Raw genomic sequence first — 18,171 nt, forward strand, 5'->3', positions numbered from 1 at the left:
CCCCAATTTTTAACACGGACAAAAGCTGATGTACCCAGAGCTATATAGAGAAGTGATCTCTCGTATAACCCGAGATTACGATTTAAAAGAACAAAAGCATGGTGGCGAGTTTCTGCAGCAGGGCGAATGCCCTAGCTGCGGTAAAAAAGAGCTATACACCAATAAAGAAAACCCGTGGGTTTTGCGTTGTGGCCGTTTAAATAAATGTGGTGACGAATTTCATATTAAAGACCTTTATCCAGATTTATTTGAATCGTGGAGTGACCGCTTTCCGCAAAAAACACAGCAAGAAGACAAAGTTGTCGAAAACCCAAATGCAGCAGCTGACGCATACATGCAACATGGCCGAGGCTTTGAATTAGACAAGGTTAAAGACTGGTATACACAAGGCGCGTATTACTGCGGTCAACGCCAAATTGGTACCGCAACGGTTAAATTTGAGTTACCAGGTGGCGCAACTTGGGAGCGTTTTATCGATAAGCCACAGCGCTTCGGTAAAATGAAAGCTAACTTTGTTGGTAAGTACAACGGCCAATGGTGGCAAGCACCTAATTCTGACGTTTACGCCTGGGCTGGCAAAGAACTGTGGTTAACCGAAGGCATTTTCGATGCCATAGCTTTAATGCATGCAGGTATAAATGCAGTAAGTTTAATGAGCTGTAATAACTTTCCTGAGCATGCTTTAAAAGCGTTAGAGCAAAAAATGGCTGGTCATAAAAAGCCTAAGCTTGTTTTTGCGTTAGACGATGGTAAGGCTGGTGAGTCATTTACTAAAAAGTTTGTTAAACGTGCACGTGAACTTGGCTGGGAAGCAACAGCAGCTCAGCCACCAAAAGGCAAAGTTAAACTTGATTGGAACGAGCTATACCAGCGCGAACGTTTAAACCAGCATCAATTAGAAGATTGCCGTTACTATGGCCAGTTGCTCATTGCCTCTAGTGCCATCGAAAAAGCCATTTTAATGCACAACAAAAAAGGCTCTAAAGAATTTCCGTTTGCGTTCAATAGCTGCTTGTACTGGTTCAAATTAGATTTAGACCGTTATCACAAAGCGTTTAATCAAGTCATTGAGTGCGCAGAACGTGAAGGTGAAGACTTATCTGAAGAAGAACTTAAAGAGCGTGCTTTAAAAGAATCGGGCAGCATTCAAGAGTTGGCCAAGTGTTATCCGCAAGCCTTGTATTACCAAGAAAATAAACTTACTGACGAAAGTTGGTACTACTTTAGAGTCGACTTTCCGCATGACAGTCCAAGTGTTAAAAACACGTTCTCGGGGAGCCAGTTAAGTTCGGGCGCTGAATTTAAAAAGCGTTTACTTGGTATTGCACCTGGTGCGGTTTTCAATGGTCAAACGCCACAACTCGATAAACTAATGAGCCAACAGCTTTTTAATATTAAGCGTGTTCAAACCACTGACTTTGTTGGCTATAGCAAAGAGCATGAATGTTATGTGTATAACGATGTAGCCGTTAAAGATGGCCGATTATACAAATTAAACGACGAAGACTTTTTCGACATAAACAAGTTAAGCATTAAAACGCTGCAAACGATTGAGCTAAACCTTAACCACGACATTAATAAAATAAGTAATGAATGGGAGCATAAGCTTTACCAAGCTTTTGGCGCCAAAGGTTTTGTTGCCCTGGCATTTTGGTTTGGTAGCTTTTTTGCGGAGCAGATCCGTAAAAGCCATAAAACATTCCCTTTTTTAGAAATTGTGGGTGAGCCTGGCACGGGTAAATCTACCCTGCTCGAGTTTTTATGGAAGCTAGCTGGCCGTAACGACTATGAAGGCTTTGACCCGAGCAAATCGACTTTGGCTGCTCGCGCTCGTAACTTTGCGCAAGTGTCGAATTTACCGATTGTATTAATAGAAGGTGACCGTGGCGATACCAAAGATGCTAAACAAAAAGGCTTTGATTGGGACGAATTAAAAACCGCTTACAATGGCCGAAGTGTTCGCGCTCGCGGTATTCGCAGCCAAGGCAACGAAACATACGAGCCACCATTCAGAGGCTCGATTGTGATTGCACAAAACGCCGTGGTGCAAGCATCGGAGGCAGTTCTTCAGCGTATTATTCATATTATGACTGACCGCAAAGGCCAGAATGCATCAACCAAAGAAGCCGCTGAATGGCTTGAACGTGTCGATGTTGAAGACGTATCGGGCTTTTTGCTCAAAGCTGCTATGAATGAAAAAGCAGTATTAGAATGTTTTAACGAGCGTTTTAAGTTTCATGAAACCTGGTTAAGTGAACAGCCCGATATTAAAAACGTGCGTATTGTTAAGAATCACGCGCAGCTGTGCGCGCTTATCGATGCGCTTGCTTTGGTAACGGGTATTAATCAGCAGCAAATAGATGCCACGTATCAAATGCTGTGCGATATGGCCGTAGACCGACAAAAAGCCATTAATGCTGAGCATCCGCTTGTTCAAGAATTCTGGGATGTGTTTGACTTCTTAGAAGGCGATGGCGACAGCTTAAAAGTAGTTAACCACCATCGAGACGACAGCAAAATCGCAGTTAACTTAAACCACTTTACCGAAATTGCAGCAGAACGTAGGCAATACGTTCCACCTTTAACAGACCTAAAGCGCTTACTTAAATCGTGCCGAACTCGCAAGTTCCTTGGCCAACAAACCGTAAATAGCGCTGTTAACGCAAGAATTAATAGTGAAAACCCAATGGCACGTAAACCGTCTGCGGTTAAGTGTTGGGTATTTGAAAAAGGAGTCCAACTATGACTAACGGAAAATTAATGAGAGCCAGCCAGTGGGCGAAACGTGAATTTGCTCCTGGCTCAGTACCCACCGCACGCACTTTACGTGGTTGGGTTGAAAGCGGCCATGTGGCTGGGCGGATCATCGGCGGTGCAGTATTTATTTTTGATACTGAAAAAGCAGGTTTAGATGCAGAGATAAGTTCTGCAGTAAGTAGTTTATTAAAAGGTTAAAGGAGTAAGACCCATGAGCAAATGGAAACTGTATGCATCAAAACCACCTTTCGATGGTGTTTACGAAGTAAGAGCCCAAGGCTCAAGTATCATTTCTATCTATTCAGTCAAAGATGGTGTGATAACAGATAAAGACGGCGATGAAGTTTTAAACTTCTCTTGTGAATGGCGCTATTTAAGAGCGGTTAATTAGATTTTTGGAGATTGAACATGAATAAAAGTGAGCAAATATTAGAATTGTTTAAAGATTTAATGCATGAAGATCGAGAGGAAGCTTTAAGTATTTCAGCAGGCTTATTTGTTGGCGCTTATGTTTCTCATTTGGAATCTGAGGGGCATGTGGTAAATAAAGATATTAAAATTAATGGTGGCATTGGCCAGCGCAATATCACTATTCATGCACTAAATTAATTTGGATCATTTAAATGGCTCCACGACCAAGACACAAAAAAGGAGAAAATCTACCCGAGCATCTTTATTATTATGCTCAACGCGGTATTTATCGTATTAAGCTGGTAAATGGAAAATTTAAGTCACTTGGTACTGACCGAGATAAGGCTGTTTCAATTGCCAGAGAGTACAACCGTATAGCGCGGCCAAAAGTCGCGCTAAAGGTAGACGATTTACTTAACTATGGTTCTTTCATAGATGAACAGCCTTTTGCTGAGCATGTTCCAAAGCTGCTTAATCGTATAATGACCGACGAGCAACCTAGTGAAGACTTAGCAAAAACAATGGAAAACGATGCAAAGCGAACTCAAGAGTTCTTTGCGCACATACCTGGTTCTCACATTAATCTGCAACACGTAAACGATTACTTGATTCAGTACCACTCTGAAGCCAGTGCTAATGTGCAAAATAGAAAAGTTGCTTGGCTTAAAAAGCTTTTCTCGTATGCAGTTGACGAAAGCATAATGCCAGCAAACCCTGCATCGCTTAAAAAGAAGCGTCGTCTCGATGCAAAGCAACGAAGCCGATTAAAAAAGGAATGGTACGACCAAATTCATGCAGCTGCACCTTTATGGTTGCAAACAGCAATGGATCTTTCATTGCAAACCACACATGCACGACTAGAAATTTCTCGTATTAAATACAAGATAAAAAAGCCGAATAAGAAAACCTGCGGCTGTGTCTGGTTCAAAGAACCGCAACAAACAAAGCATGGTAAGTTATATGGCACCTTGTATATTCATCGCCAAAAAGTAGCTCAAAGAGAAGCGGCACACGTTGCCATTCCTATTGGTGAAGAAATTAAGCATATAATCGATAGAAGCCGAGATAGCCTTTTAAGTGATTATGTTGTTCATCGATTGCCGGCAAAGAGTAAAGTAAAACTGAGCAAAGAAGTTGATCACGTTACACAGTTAACACCAGACTACATTAGCCGAACATTCTCAAAGATACGTGATGAAGTTGGTTGTTGTGATCACCTTGAACCAGAAAAACGCCCAACATTTCACGAAATACGTGCCTTATCTGCGTATTTGTTCAGTGGCCAAGGCGTAGACCCACAATCACGTATGGCACACACAAACGCCAAAAGCACAAAGATTTATATCGAGAACCACGTTGAATGGGTAGAAGTACCGTTTGCTGAGATAAAAGCGAGGTGATTATCAATAATTTGAAGTCGTGAGACAGTAAACAAATCTCTTGATATAATGCTTAAAAATCAAACAGGAAAATACTATGACTTCTAGATATCACGCTAAAAAGAATTTTGACAAAAAGATTATTTTAAGAGCTTTACAAAGCTCAGATAGCAATAAAATTGAAGTTTCATCTGAGTTTCAATATTCAAACGATGATATTAGCTTCATATCAAACCAGTTAGCTGCGCAGTTTGTTGATATTCAAATCCAAAATGGTAAATTCATAGCTCACTTTGAAAGTTAATGGATGAATGCTGGCTTGTTATTTAAGTCAGCATTTATTGAAAGTCATTAGGCCAAAGCTTAGAACGCATCCTGTTCCTTGAACGGAATAATCTAACAGAGCTACTAACTACACCTTCAAAAGAAAAATCGTCACATTCATCGATAAAAACAGGCTTATATTTGTCTGAGGCAGATAAAAGCCTTCGGTTTTTATAATCTAGTATTTTACAAACAAACTCACAGTTGTATGTGGCCACTATGATGTCGCCATCTTCCACCTGTAATGCACGGTCAACAATAAGAAGATCACCATCAAAAATGCCTACGCCTTCCATTGAATCACCAGAAACACGACCGATAAACGTGGCCATATAATTTGGCATTACCAGGCTATCGAGAGATTGGCCAAGACTACGATACTCAGAGCTTAGAAAGTCGGTACCAACAATGCCGCAATTTATTTTGACTGGCTCAATATTCATAAGTAGAGAATAAATTAACTGTATGTATAAACAGTATAATCTAAGTTTGATTAAATTGCATATGAGCAAGGCGACATTTACTCATCCTGGATAAACCAACTTAACCAAATAAGCGTGCAATACCCCGTGCAAAACCATTACCTAACTCATTGATTCTATTGAATTGAAAAACGCGATTTTTAGAAATTTTACAGCCCAAAAATCACAGTGAAAACGTAGCAAAAACAATTGGATAGCATCTACATTTTCGCAGTTATGGGGTGTCAGGGGTCGCAGGCTATAAGTCTTCTATGGTAATCATTTAAGTCCATGTAATGAACTTTAACTCGCTCATTTATTCAAAGGGCATAATTTTGAGCTTGGTTTATTGCATGAAAGAAAGCATTCTTTATTTCAGTTAGTTCTGTTAATTCAGCTTTTGGGACTTTTAGTTTGGATCTTTTAATAAGTTGCCCAGTCAATTTTGGCTTTCTTATATGTGGTGATAAATCGAAATTATACGCAATTAAAAAACCACTGATCATGAAATAAAAAACAAGTCCATTATTCTCAGTATCTACACCAATATTTAAAAGTACTCCCTTGATAGTATCGTCATCTATTCCTGTTTTTGTATCGACTATTCTAAGAATACAAATATTCAAAATATCATCTAACTTGATTGAACCATCTAACCTGAGTGTTTTTCGCTCAATACAATTTGCAAGCCACTTGTTGATTTTATCAGTTAAAATTACACGCGAAAATTCACTCAAAGTTGAAACTGAAGCTCTCCATAAAATACTAACTAGGAATAGGTAATATTCTTCATATTTAAAACCATTAAACTCAATGTAATTTCTTGTCTTTTTTACATTTTTGTAGTCTTGGAATAAACGAGTTCCATATTTTTCGAAATTTTCGTCTAAGTGTCTTTCACAACTAAGACAAAGTAACTTCTCTTTTGGATCTGAATTCATTTTCTTTGGTTGAGAAAATTCATCGCAAGTTACAGCTATTAATTGGCCATCACCATTTTTTAGCTTTCTGTAATAAGACCTTGGTATTATATGGGACTCTTGTAATGGCTCTAAACTTCCGCATAACTTGCAACTCATTCATGTACTCCTTTTTACATAAATCATCATTCGAATAACCTTTATTAAGCCGAATAATCTAACACTCCCAAAAAATAATAAAAAGATCAGTCTTGTGTCTTTCATAATGTAGCAGATTCTAAAACGTCCCCTTTTTCGAGCATAGCAGCCTGATTGGTAAAACAAGGGATTAGATTTTGAAATACAGAAAAGTTTGAAGGGTAAAGGAAAAGCTGGTCGGCATAGCAGGATTTGAACCTGCGACCCCTGACACCCCATGACAGTGCGCTACCAAGCTGCGCTATATGCCGACTTGCTAGCAACTATACAAGATAATTATTAAAAGGCAACAACCTGTTGGATTGTTTGAACATTTTATGCGCGCTTAGTTTTTATAAGCTCTGCTAAGCTCAACACAATACTCAATTGGCAATTTGCTCAAACTGGCCTTTTACCAATTCACTTAATACTTCTGCCGCCAATTCAATTTCGAGCCCTCTTCGCCCTGCACTGACAAAAATGGTTTCAAAGTCTTTTGCTGAACTATCAATCACAGTGGCGAGGCGTTTTTTTTGGGCTAATGGGCTAACGCCACCTAAAATATACCCCGTTGAACGCTCGACTAATTGCTGTGGCGCCATCGCGGCTTTCTTTGCCCCCACGGCTTTTGCCAACGATTTTAAATTCAGTTGTTGATTAACGGGTAACACCGCAACCACAAGTTGTTTGCTATCAGTTTCAACTACCAAGGTTTTAAACACTTGAGATGGGTTTAATCCCAATTTTTCGGCAGCTTCTAAACCATAAGACTGTGCTTTAGGGTCGTGCTTATACTCATGCACGTTAAATGAGATTTTTGCTTTTTTGGCGAGTAAAATCGCTGGCGTCATGGCTTTAATCCTTTTACTTAACTTTTCAAATGTAATCGCTGTTACTTTGGATAACAAATGATATTTTCGAACACGCAGCTTTCTGAAACAGCTTGATAACCATGTGGTTGGTCGCTCAAAAAGCGACATGTTTGCCCTGCCTCAAAATTATGCCAAGTATCATCATAAAACACAGATAAACAGCCCGAGCGCACAACAATGTGCTCAATCACACCCGTACTGTGTGCTGATGATAACTGTTTATGATGATTAGTCAGGGTTATCTCGAACATTTCCATGGCGCTGTCTTGGCTAAATGCAAAGAGGGTTTTCACTTGCATATTCTCGTCATTTGGAAAAGTGCGCTGTGCCATATCGGCTTCATTTTGATTTGAAAAAAATGACGAGAATGACGCGTTTAATCCACTGGCTATTTTCCAAAGTACGGCAATGGTCGGGCTAGATTCTTCACGCTCTATTTGGCCCAACATGGCTTTTGATACGTTTGTGAGCTTGGCTGTGGCGTCTAAGCTCAGGCCTTTTTCTTTACGCAATGTTTTGAGGCGCTTTGCAATTTTACTTTTAAATATTTGCTCTGACATAAAAGCCTGCTTAAAACTTGTGCGCTATAGCGCACGATGCTACTGTTTATTTTGTGCGCTTTAGCGCACAACTCAATATTAACACTCAACAATAAAGGTGCAAGTATGCTTAAATCTGTGAATATGAGCCACTTATCAGCGGGATTTACAGCCGTTTTAATAGGTTATGCAAGTGCTGCAATAATCGTTATACAAGCAGCTACTGTTTTAGGCGCAACTGAAACGCAAGTTGAAAGCTGGCTGTTGACGCTCGGATTAATTATGGGTTTAAGCTCAATAGGTTTATCGTGGTGGTTTAAAACGCCTATTCTCACAGCTTGGTCAACGCCAAGTGCAGCCTTATTGGTAGGTGTTGGGGCTCAGTATGATATGCATATTGCTATTAGCGCATTTATGCTAGTTGGTATTGCTACGATATTAACTGGGTTTATAAAGCCGCTTTGTAAAGCAGTCGAAAACATTCCTTCATCGCTCGCAAGTGCTATGCTCGCCGCCATTTTATTGCCCTTTTGTTTGTCTTCATTTCAAGTGGCTGAAGTAGAGCCTAGCTATTTTGCACTGCTGTTTTGCAGTTTCTGCTTCGCTAAATTGTGGCTGCCCAAATTCGCCATGTTGGTTTTGCTTGGTGTCAGTTTATTTTTAGCCTTTTTTACAGGCGCATTTGCCCAAACCGAGTTTTCTCTTTCGTTCAGTGCATTTGAATTCATGCTCCCTGCATTTGATGCTGCTAACTTAACCATCATGCTTAATTTAGCCATTCCTTTGTATTTGGTCACCATGCTTTCTCAGAATTTACCTGGTCTTACTTTATTGCAAACCTATGGTTATAAAGCGCCAATAAAACCAGCTTTAATGACGACTGGCGCATTGAATTTTCTTACCGCACCATTTGGTGGGTTTTCATTAAACTTGGCGGCCATTTCTGCAGCCGTGTGTATGAATGAAGATGTCGATAGCTCTAAGTATCAACGCTATAAAGCGGCAATCTATGCGGGTGTGTTTTACTTAATTGCGGGGCTGTGTGCTAGTAGCGTGGTTGCTTTATTTTTGGCACTACCAAAGAGTATTACTGCAATACTCGCAGGCTTTGCGTTACTCGGCACCCTATTACTCTGCCTGCAAAATGCGTTTTCTGAACCCAAAAGTCGTGATGCGGCTTTGCTCACTTTATTAATTAGCTTTTCAGGCGTCAGTTTATTTGGCATTAATTCAATTATGTTAGGACTCATAGTTGGGTTAATTTATTTGCAGTTACAAAAAAAGCGCTTAAAACCCAAGTTATCTTCAGATAACCCAATCCCAGACAAGAGGTGTTTGTAAAAGCGCGATGTAAAATCGCGCCTACAGGTGCTTCTCAACATTATGTGTAAATTCTAAAATCAGCTGTTCGGCACTTGTAGGTGTGGGTTTACCCCGCACATTTGTTTTGATATTGCGCAATGTAAAATCGCGCCTACAAGTACTTCTCAACATTATGCGTAAATTCTAAAATCAACTGTTCAGCTCTTGCAAGCGTTGGTTTACCCGACGCAATTGTTTTGAAATTGCGCGATATAAAATCGCGCCTACAAGTATTTCTCAACATTAAGCGTAAATTCTAAAATCAGCTGTTAAGCTCTTGTAGGCGTTGGTTTACCCGACGCATTTGTTTTGAAATTGCGCGATGTAAAATCGCGCCTACAGGTGCTTCTCAACATTATGCGTAAATTCTAAAATCAGCTGTTAAGCTATTGTAGGCGTTGGTTTACCCGACGCATTTGTTTTGAAATTGCGCGATATAAAATCGCGCCTACAAGTTAGGGTTCGTTGGAGGCGTTTGTTTACCCAACGCGAGCATTACAAATTCTCTTTATACACCTGCAGTGCTTGCTCTAAATCTGCGATTAGGTCTTCAACATCTTCTAGGCCTATATGCAGGCGAATAATCGGACCGTGCTCCCACCCTGTTGTTGAACGCAGCTTCACCATGGTTTTATTAGCTGTAACTAGACTTTCGTAGCCACCCCATGAGAAACCCATTTTAAAATGATGCAATGCATCTAAAAATGCATTGATTGATTTTAGGTTGCCTTCTTTCATGACAAACGAGAACAAACCGTTGCTGCCATCAAAATCGCGCTTAAAGAACTCATGTCCCGGGCAAGTTTCAAATGCTGGGTGGCGAACATGGTCAACTAATTCATGTTCAGACAACCACTGTGCGACTTGTATCGCCGCTTTTTCGTGCTGGGCTAAACGCACTGGCATAGTACGAAGACCGCGTAATGCTAAGTAAGCATCATCAGCAGACGTACATTGACCTAACAAATAAGAATGCTCACGCAATGTCGGCCAATGGGCTTCATTTGCAACCGCAACGCCCATCATCACGTCTGAGTGACCAACAATGTATTTAGTTGCCGCTTGAATACTGACATCAACGCCAAAGTCCAATGGTCTAAAATGCCAACCATTTCCATAGGTATTATCTAGCATTGTGATGATGTTATGCTTTTTCGCAACCTCAACAAGTGCAGGCACATCTTGAATTTCCATGGTGATTGAACCCGGCGATTCCAAGAAAATCACTTTGGTATTTTCTTGTATAAGGGCTTCGATGCCAGCACCAATTGTCGGATCATAATACGTAGTCGTGATCCCGAGGCCGGCTAAAATCTTATCGCATAGATCACGTGTCGGCTCGTATGCGTTATCAACCATTAATAAATGGTCACCTGACTTCAAAAAAGACAATAAAGATTGACTGATGGCAGCAGCGCCCGATGGATAAAGCGCACACCCTGCACCATTTTCAAGTTCGGTAATGGCATCTTGTAGCGCATAGTGGGTGTTTGTACCACGACGACCATAAAATAAGGTACGATCAGCACGCTCTTTGATGGCAGTTTGCATTTCTTCTACGGTATCAAATACGACCGTTGAAGCACGCTGTACAACTGGGTTTACGACCCCTTGGGTATATTGTTTTTTTCTGCCAGCACTGACAATCTTTGTGTTCTTTTTCATTGTTAAACCTTGGTATTTTTAACTTGTTTTATTCGCCAAGTGCGCGCCAATATTCAACTAAATAACGTGAAATTGAATCTCTTCGGGTAAGTTTAAACCCAGGCGTATCATCGCCCCACTCTGCGAATGTATTTAATTCAGCTCTTGAGAACCACTTAGCATCTTGCAATTCATCTTGTTCCACAGAGATCTCTGTGGTTTTCGCTTTAGCTATAAAGCCCAGCATTAATGACGACGGAAAAGGCCATGGCTGTGATGCGATATACTGCGCATCTTCTGCAATAATGCCCGACTCTTCTTCTACTTCACGCAATACCGCTTGTTCTAGTGATTCTCCAGGATCAACAAAACCTGCCAGCGTTGAATACACGCCTTCTGGCCAGCTTTCCTGACGGCCCATCAAGCAGCGCTCTATGCCATCATCAAAAGTATGGGTCACTAACATGATCACCGCCGGATCAGTTCGCGGGAATGTAATATGCCGACACTCACTATTTTGACAACGACGTGTATGACCGCCTTCATAAGGCTTATTTGCTGTGCCACAACGGCCACAAAAAACATGCGTTTTATGCCAATAGCACATGCCCCTTGCTAGTACGCCAATAGACGCTTCAAAGCCATTCAGTTTTGGCCCAACTTTGCGCATATCTTCAAATGTGCCACCCGCTGATAAATCACTCACTTCATCTGGATCTATATTCGACACATCTAACACAAAGTAATGTAATTCGTCTTGATGACCAATATACACGGCATCATCGGTATTTAAGTGTGCGACTGACGGCCAAAGTAATAGCTGAAGCTTTTGTAAATCAGCGCTAAATAAGTTTTTATCTTGGTGAATTAAAAGCCATCGGCTATTGGTCGTTTTTTGTGTGTTTAGCCAGTTGCTGTCTTTGCGTTGCTGCGACGCTCTGTCTAAACTCATCTGCGTGTAATGAAGCATATTCACTCCTTTGCGTGATTTGAGCCTAAGCTAACACACACAAGGTTCAACCTAAATAAATAAGCCGTAAAATTTGCAAAAAAAAAGCCCTTACGGGCTTTTAAAACATGTAGTTGCGTGTATTAACTACAAAGAGGCTAAATAGGCCTGAAGCTTTTGGTTTTCAGCTTCGATGTGCTGATAAAACTCAATATCTTTTAACTTGCTTGCTGCAGCTTTATCAATCACGATAACCGCGTCACGGTGCATTTGTAATGCAGATGCAGGGCAAGCTGCTGTTAACGGGCCTTCAATCATTGCATGAACCGCTTCGGCTTTGTTCTCACCAGTCGCAAGTAGCACCACTTTTTTAGCATCAAGAATAGTGCCGATACCCATAGTGATAGATAAATGTGGTTGGTATTCGTCTTCTTTGAAGAAACGCGCATTATCATCAATGGTTGCTTTGGTTAATGTTTTAACGCGTGTACGTGACGTTAAGCCTGAAGATGGCTCGTTGAAGCCAATGTGACCGTTACGACCAATGCCCAATAGTTGAACATCAATACCACCAGCAGCGGCAATATGGCCTTCGTATTCCTGACACGCAGTGATTGGGTTTTTCGCATCACCCGGTGGTACATGAGTTTTATCTTTGTCGATGTCTACATGGTTGAACAACTGCTCGTTCATAAAATAACGGTAGCTTTGTGGGTGTGAACCATCTAGACCTAAATATTCGTCTAAGTTAAATGTTGTCGCGTCTTTAAAGCTAATTTCACCTGCTTCATTACGACGAATTAGTTCTTGGTAAAGCGCTACTGGTGTTGAACCGGTCGCTAAACCTAACACAGACTCTGCTTTCTTTTGTAGTTGTTTTGTAAAGATATCTGCGCCATAAGCTGCAACTTCATTGGCGTCGTTTAAGATTACTATTTGCATGGTTTTGGCTCGTTGTAGAAGAAAAGAAAAAATGGGATCTGGGCTTACTTCGCGTGCAATCAAAATAAGCGCCAGATCAAACCTAATCGGGATAATCTTATTAGGCTGTACCATTATGACAACGCTGTCATTATTATCATTAATTGAGCGCTTGTAAAGTAAAAGTGAAAAAAAACTTGGGATTTTTTATAACAAAAAGGCTCATATTAATGAGCCTTTTGCATAAGTAGATATTCAGCGTTTAAAATTAAACACTGACAAAAATCTTACGACGATACATCCAGTGTAGCACTAACATTTGCACCGCCATCAGCGCTGTGACCGCCAATACAGGCTGCCATTCACTTGGCGCTGCATTTACCACACCACCGAACACACTACGGCTAATATATCCCCAATCAACCAAAGATGACGCTAGGTAGATAATGATTGAGTTCGCGCCAATAATGACAAACGGATAAGCCAGCTTTTGACCATTTAAAATGTCGACTGCAGCGTAGAAAACTGCAAGTAATATTGCACTCCAACCAACAGTTACTAACACAAATGAACTGGTCCATAGTTCTTTGTTAACTGGGAAGTGTAAGTCCCATGTCCAACCAAGCACTAAACTTACAATACCTGCACCGAATAACATACCACAGGTTTTCCATTCGCCGCGTTCATTGGCTTTAGCGATAAGTTGTCCTGCAAATACGCCTGCAATCGCATTCACAATCGCTGGTAAACTCGACAAAATACCTTCAGGGTCAACCACACGGTTTTGATATGAAATGCCTGGTAAAAGGTGTTTATCGAACCATGCATTCCAACTACCTACCGCAGATAGATCACCCGCTACACCACCTGGCACAGGAATAAAGCAAAGAAGTACCCAGTAGAAAATTAAAATACCAGCGCCAGAGTAAGCTAAAACACGTAGGCTAAAGTGCCACACCAATAAAGCACAAAAAAACCAAGCGATAGCGATACGTCCTAAGACACTGGCATAACGCACTTCTTCAAAAGCAAATGGTGCACCTGTACCCCAGCCATGGTTATACAAAACACCAAATGCCATAAGTAAAAACAATCGCTTGAGTGCTTTGTTGTATAACGGGCGTCTTTCGTTAAAAGGAAGGTGATCGATACGCTTGGGTGCCAGGCCCATAGCAACACCAGATAAAAAGATAAATAACGGGAATATTAAGTCGTAAAAAGTAAAGCCGTGCCATGGGCTATGCACTGTGTGTGCTTCAAACGCTTTCCATCCCTGCCAGCCTGTTAAAACAAACAAAGCGGCAAAAATACCTTGTCCGCCTAAAATCCAAAACATATCCATGCCTCGGAGTGCATCTAAAGATGCTAATCGTTTTTTTTGTGTTTTTGCTGTCATATTTTATTCCAGTACAAATAAAAAAGCCCCGCTAAACTGCAGCGGGGTTTTTTCCTCAGGGAAAATTAATTCTGAATGCCGGCAATATAGGTTGCCTGCGCATATAAATTTTCATCAAGATGAACAAAGTCGGCATCTGCACCTTCTCTCAGATGACCTTTGCTGTTTAAGCCTAAATATTGCGCCGGATACAGCGATGCCATACGAAGCGCTTCGGGTAGACTTACATCTAACCAATCAACGGTATTTCGCACTGCGCTTGCCATATCCAATACACTGCCAGCAAGTTCACCGGTTGTTGAATTTAAGCGATCGCCAGTGCGAATGACTTTACGACCATCGAAGAAGGCAAATTCAGTATCGTCTGTACCAACTGGCGGCATCGCATCTGTCACTAACATGATTTTACCACGCTGTTTTGAGCGAATAGCTAATTTAGCTGATGTATTGTGAACATGATGACCATCAACAATTAAACCACACCAGCTGTTATCATCCCACAATGCTGCTCCAACCACACCCGGCTCTCGTGAAGTAAACGCCGACATGGCGTTGAATAAGTGCGTGAAACCATCTGCACCTGCTTTAAGCGCAGTGTTAGCTGTTTCAAAATCTGCATTTGAGTGGCCGATGCTTACTTTAACACCAAGGCTAATTAATCGCTCGATATCAGCTAGAGGCACAGTTTCTGGCGCTAATGTCACCATTTTGATGCCCAAGTCTTTGCGAGCATAGATTTCAAACTCTTGCTCAGTGATTGGTCGAATAAACTGCTCACTGTGCGTGCCCTTTTTCGGATGCGATAAATGCGGACCTTCAAAATGAATACCCACTACACCAGCTTGCTTGCTTTCAATTGCAGCGGCCATCGCATCTGCTGCCGCTTGCATCACTTCAATTTTATCTGTGATCAGCGTAGGCATAAGTGCTGTTGAGCCAAATTGCGCGTGCGCAGACACCATTTTTTCAAGACAGGCTGTGGTTTGCTCAGCATTATAAAATGCACCACCACCGCCGTTTACTTGTACATCGATATAGCCGGGTACTACTAGTCCATCAAGGTTGATTACTTCAGCGTTTTCAGCCGAAACTTGATAACTCACTTTGCCATTGTCGACCGCAAAAACAACGTCATGATGAAATTGTTCACCATCAAAAAGTTTTTTGGCTTTGTATAATTGCAGGCTCATTAATTCACCTTTTTAATTTCTTGCTGAGCACTTTCCATCGCAAAATAGATGGCACCAATTTCTGGAGGCTGTTTTGGTTGCTGAACAAGCTTAGCTATGTCAGCGTCTAACCATTTATTTAATGGCTCAGCTAAGCCACCGATCATAGATAAACGCGGTGGATTAATTTCTAATAATCTTTTAGCAAGCTTGCTGATATATTCAGCACCTTGCTTAACGATCTCGAGTGCAACTTCATCATTTTGCTCTGCAGCTGCAAATACATGGCGTGCAAGTTTTGCATAACCGCTTGAAGGTTGCCCCGCCATTTGCTCGGCTATCCCCATGGCAGTTGTGACATGGAAATGTTGTTTAAGGGTTTCTGATAAAACCGTTTTAGGGCCTAAACCATCTAGATCAACAAGCGCTGCTTTTACAGCCTCTAAGCCCATCCAAGCACCACTGCCCATATCACCTTGCGCAAAACCGTGACCGCCGTAGTTAACTGTTTCGCCATTTACTATTGCGAAACCACACGAGCCAGTACCTGTGATAATCACTGCACCATCATCGCCATCATGTGCACCAATACACGCTGTATGTAAGTCAGTTGTCAGATACATTTCTTTAAATGGATGGTCCCATTGCATGATTTTGTCATAAAGACCTGGAATATTCACACCCGCTAAACCAAGACCTGCAACAATGTCATGCACCTGCTCAACGCGAAGGCCGGCATCTTGTAGTGCCAGTTGGGTTGATACCATGATTGACTCTAAAGTACGTTCAAGACCATGTAATGGGTTTGCAGGACCACCTAAACCAGTTCCTAACACTCCATCTTTTGCTGAATAGATTGTTGCACGACACTTTGTGCCACCACCATCTATCCCAATATATAACTGGTCTTGTTCAACCTGTTTAGCAATCATTTAGCGACCCCTGATCTGTAACGTATTGCTCAAATAGTTTTCTATTTCTTGGCAGAGCATTTTTTCATGTTGATTTAATGTTACACACAAAATGACAGCGTTGTCATTAAATTTTTCAGAAAAATGTTCGAAATTGATAATTTCTAATATTGCACAAAAGATTCTTTTTGTCACCGAAACGAAAGTCTAATGCTATATTGGTTTTTTCAACAAACTTTAACGCATTAATTTTTATAGATATATTAAACTGGTATGAGCTGTTTATCATGCTTGAATAAACAAAAAAGGAGTAGATCTCTACTCCTTTTTAGTCTTACGAAATTTTTAAGATGCACTTTTAAGGATTGAATAAAGTTGGTCTTTTAAATGAAGACGCTGTTTTTTTAATGATTCTAAATATTCATCCGACGTATTTTCGACCCCTTCTTCAATGCGGATCACTTCATGATCAAGGTCATGATAGTCATCAAACAAGCGAGCAAAATGACGATCATTCATTTTTAGTTCGTGGATTTTATCTTTAAATTCAGGTAACTCTTTAGCTAAGCTGTGGCGATCAATAATCATAATGAAGTCCTGTTTAAGTTGTCTTTTTTCCAAACAAACCTGATGCTTGGCTCAACTTCATAGTACGCCTACAGCCATAGTGAATGTTGATCTAGCACAAGCTTTAATACACATTTATAAAACGGTTTTATAAGGGGCTTAAAACAGAGTTTTTGATTTAATTTGTAGCTATGAAAACAGCTTAAAAAAGAAAAAAGCCTAACAGCGAACCGCTAGGCTTGGGCAAGTAAAGAAATTGAAAAAGGTTTATAGCTTAGCTGTCGATTCTCGCACAATAAGCTTAGCTTCTAATGTGATCTGCGTTTTTTCTACATCAGGGTCGCTTATCTGAAGTATCAACTGCTCAACAGCTTGTCGCGTCATCTCTTCTACAGGCTGCGCAATGGTTGTTAACCCAGGCCAAATATGACGGGCTATCGGTGCGTTATCAAAACCCGCTATTGAGATATCTTCCGGTACATTCAGCTTTGATTGTGTCGCCAACTTTAACACCGCGGCTGCCATGTAATCATTCGATGCAAACACCGCGCTCGGTCTTGGTTGTAAATCTAAAATCTCTTTTGCGCTATCAGCACCTGAGTGATAACTAAAGTTACCTTCAGCCACCAGCTCTGCATCGTATGCAATATTATGTTCTGCAAGTGCTTTCTGATACCCCGAAAAACGCTGCTCTGTGGCACTGTGATCTGGGTGACCTTTAATAAATGCGATTCGGCTATGGCCTAGAGAAATTAAATGCTCTGTGATTTCGAAAGCACCTTGCTCATCGTTACTTCTAACTGAAATCGACGTGTCATCTTCAATCGCTGAGGCAACGCGTGCGTAGTTAATGTTTTTCTTTTTTAGAAATTCGATTAATTCTTGCGAATCAGAAAATGGTGGTGTGAGTACTAGACCATCTAGACGAGACGTTGTTAGTAGGTGTTCGATGTTTTCAATGAGCGCTTCGCCACGCAGTTCGCATGGGTGTATAAGCAAGTTGTAGTTGTGTTTATGACATGCTTCTAGAGCACCACTTTGAACACGTGTGATATAACTTTTACTGGGGTTATCGTACAAACAGCCAATGATAAAGCTGCGATTGCGAGCAAGGCCTCTGGCGATAGGATTCGGTGTGTAATCAAGTTCTTTGAAAACTTTTAGTACTTTTTCACGTGTTGCTGGGCTTACATTGGGCTCATTATTCAATACGCGTGAAACGGTTTTTTTCGATACACCGGCGTATTCTGCAACACTATTTATTGTTACTTTCTTCATCTGGTTTCCCGCTCTACATTCGAGGGAGTAAGCACTTCAACCTCTACTGCAATTCATCCTGAACGAAAGAAATATCAATCTAGAATTCTTTGATTAATGGGTTATCATTTGTTTTAAAAAAATGCTGCCCACAT

Annotated in this window: 19 protein-coding genes and 1 tRNA gene; 7 read left to right on the forward strand and 13 right to left on the reverse strand. The window is 41.0% G+C overall.

Translation table 11 applies throughout. The features are described 5' to 3' along the window. Nucleotides 1-28 precede the first annotated feature (28 nt). The 6 genes from ACH784_RS10425 (at nt 29) to ACH784_RS10450 (ending at nt 4,851) form a co-directional block, all read left to right on the forward strand. Nucleotides 29-2,746: a toprim domain-containing protein gene (locus ACH784_RS10425; RefSeq protein WP_404389945.1), complete on the forward strand. Its 2,718-nt coding sequence runs from the start codon at nt 29-31 to the stop codon at nt 2,744-2,746. Further along, nucleotides 2,743-2,955: a hypothetical protein gene (locus tag ACH784_RS10430; protein WP_404389947.1), complete on the forward strand. Its 213-nt coding sequence runs from the start codon at nt 2,743-2,745 to the stop codon at nt 2,953-2,955. The genes ACH784_RS10425 and ACH784_RS10430 overlap by 4 nt, the downstream gene beginning before the upstream one ends. A gap of 13 nt (nt 2,956-2,968) precedes the next feature. Beyond that, on the forward strand, nt 2,969-3,148 hold the full coding sequence (locus ACH784_RS10435) for a hypothetical protein (RefSeq protein WP_404389949.1): 180 nt from the start codon (nt 2,969-2,971) through the stop codon (nt 3,146-3,148). A gap of 17 nt (nt 3,149-3,165) precedes the next feature. Beyond that, nucleotides 3,166-3,366, forward strand: coding sequence for a hypothetical protein (locus ACH784_RS10440; protein ID WP_404389951.1), 201 nt, complete (start codon nt 3,166-3,168; stop codon nt 3,364-3,366). Between the two features lie 14 nt (nt 3,367-3,380). Beyond that, nucleotides 3,381-4,568, forward strand: a complete 1,188-nt coding sequence (locus ACH784_RS10445; RefSeq protein WP_404389953.1) for a phage integrase Arm DNA-binding domain-containing protein — start codon at nt 3,381-3,383, stop codon at nt 4,566-4,568. A gap of 76 nt (nt 4,569-4,644) precedes the next feature. After that, entirely contained in the window at nt 4,645-4,851 is a 207-nt protein-coding gene (locus ACH784_RS10450) for a hypothetical protein (RefSeq protein ID WP_404389955.1), read from the forward strand. A 34-nt stretch (nt 4,852-4,885) separates the two neighbouring features. Here ACH784_RS10450 and ACH784_RS10455 read toward each other — a convergent pair whose 3' ends face one another. From ACH784_RS10455 to ACH784_RS10475, 5 genes are all read right to left on the reverse strand, one after another. After that, nucleotides 4,886-5,314: a LexA family protein gene (locus tag ACH784_RS10455; RefSeq protein ID WP_404389957.1), complete on the reverse strand. Its 429-nt coding sequence runs from the start codon at nt 5,312-5,314 to the stop codon at nt 4,886-4,888. A 338-nt stretch (nt 5,315-5,652) separates the two neighbouring features. Further along, a complete protein-coding gene (locus ACH784_RS10460; protein ID WP_404389959.1) occupies nt 5,653-6,411 on the reverse strand; it encodes a hypothetical protein in 759 nt (252 codons plus the stop codon). Nucleotides 6,412-6,624: 213 nt separating this feature from the next. Continuing rightward, nucleotides 6,625-6,701, reverse strand: a tRNA-Pro gene (locus ACH784_RS10465). A 111-nt stretch (nt 6,702-6,812) separates the two neighbouring features. Next, nucleotides 6,813-7,280, reverse strand: coding sequence for a Cys-tRNA(Pro) deacylase (gene ybaK, locus ACH784_RS10470; RefSeq protein ID WP_404389961.1), 468 nt, complete (start codon nt 7,278-7,280; stop codon nt 6,813-6,815). A gap of 41 nt (nt 7,281-7,321) precedes the next feature. After that, the gene (locus ACH784_RS10475) at nt 7,322-7,861 is read right to left on the reverse strand and encodes a helix-turn-helix domain-containing protein (RefSeq protein WP_404389963.1); all 540 of its coding nucleotides are present in this window, start codon (nt 7,859-7,861) and stop codon (nt 7,322-7,324) included. 105 nt (nt 7,862-7,966) lie between these two features. Here ACH784_RS10475 and ACH784_RS10480 point away from each other — a divergent pair, with 105 nt between their 5' ends. Beyond that, nucleotides 7,967-9,181, forward strand: coding sequence for a benzoate/H(+) symporter BenE family transporter (locus tag ACH784_RS10480; RefSeq protein WP_404389965.1), 1,215 nt, complete (start codon nt 7,967-7,969; stop codon nt 9,179-9,181). Between the two features lie 516 nt (nt 9,182-9,697). Here the strand turns inward: ACH784_RS10480 and ACH784_RS10485 are convergent. From ACH784_RS10485 to ACH784_RS10520, 8 genes are all read right to left on the reverse strand, one after another. After that, nucleotides 9,698-10,867 (reverse strand): cystathionine beta-lyase, encoded by a 1,170-nt coding sequence (locus ACH784_RS10485; RefSeq protein WP_404389967.1) that lies wholly within the window; start codon nt 10,865-10,867, stop codon nt 9,698-9,700. Nucleotides 10,868-10,895: 28 nt separating this feature from the next. Beyond that, nucleotides 10,896-11,816, reverse strand: coding sequence for an NAD(+) diphosphatase (nudC, locus tag ACH784_RS10490; protein WP_404389969.1), 921 nt, complete (start codon nt 11,814-11,816; stop codon nt 10,896-10,898). Nucleotides 11,817-11,942: 126 nt separating this feature from the next. Then, nucleotides 11,943-12,737 (reverse strand): glucosamine-6-phosphate deaminase, encoded by a 795-nt coding sequence (gene nagB, locus ACH784_RS10495; protein ID WP_404389971.1) that lies wholly within the window; start codon nt 12,735-12,737, stop codon nt 11,943-11,945. A gap of 247 nt (nt 12,738-12,984) precedes the next feature. Further along, a complete protein-coding gene (gene nagX, locus ACH784_RS10500) occupies nt 12,985-14,112 on the reverse strand; it encodes a transmembrane glucosamine N-acetyltransferase NagX (protein WP_404389973.1) in 1,128 nt (375 codons plus the stop codon). A 65-nt stretch (nt 14,113-14,177) separates the two neighbouring features. After that, complete coding sequence (gene nagA / locus ACH784_RS10505; protein ID WP_404389975.1) at nt 14,178-15,302, reverse strand: N-acetylglucosamine-6-phosphate deacetylase; 1,125 nt, start codon at nt 15,300-15,302, stop codon at nt 14,178-14,180. Next, a complete protein-coding gene (nagK, locus tag ACH784_RS10510) occupies nt 15,302-16,213 on the reverse strand; it encodes an N-acetylglucosamine kinase (protein WP_404389977.1) in 912 nt (303 codons plus the stop codon). The genes nagA and nagK overlap by 1 nt, the downstream gene beginning before the upstream one ends. A 324-nt stretch (nt 16,214-16,537) precedes the next feature. After that, nucleotides 16,538-16,780: a YdcH family protein gene (locus tag ACH784_RS10515; RefSeq protein ID WP_404389979.1), complete on the reverse strand. Its 243-nt coding sequence runs from the start codon at nt 16,778-16,780 to the stop codon at nt 16,538-16,540. A 246-nt stretch (nt 16,781-17,026) separates the two neighbouring features. Then, nucleotides 17,027-18,037 (reverse strand): LacI family DNA-binding transcriptional regulator, encoded by a 1,011-nt coding sequence (locus ACH784_RS10520; RefSeq protein WP_404389981.1) that lies wholly within the window; start codon nt 18,035-18,037, stop codon nt 17,027-17,029. Between the last annotated feature and the right edge of the window lie 134 nt (nt 18,038-18,171).

Source organism: Pseudoalteromonas phenolica (assembly GCF_044788725.1).
GTDB classification, from domain to species: domain Bacteria; phylum Pseudomonadota; class Gammaproteobacteria; order Enterobacterales; family Alteromonadaceae; genus Pseudoalteromonas; species Pseudoalteromonas phenolica_C.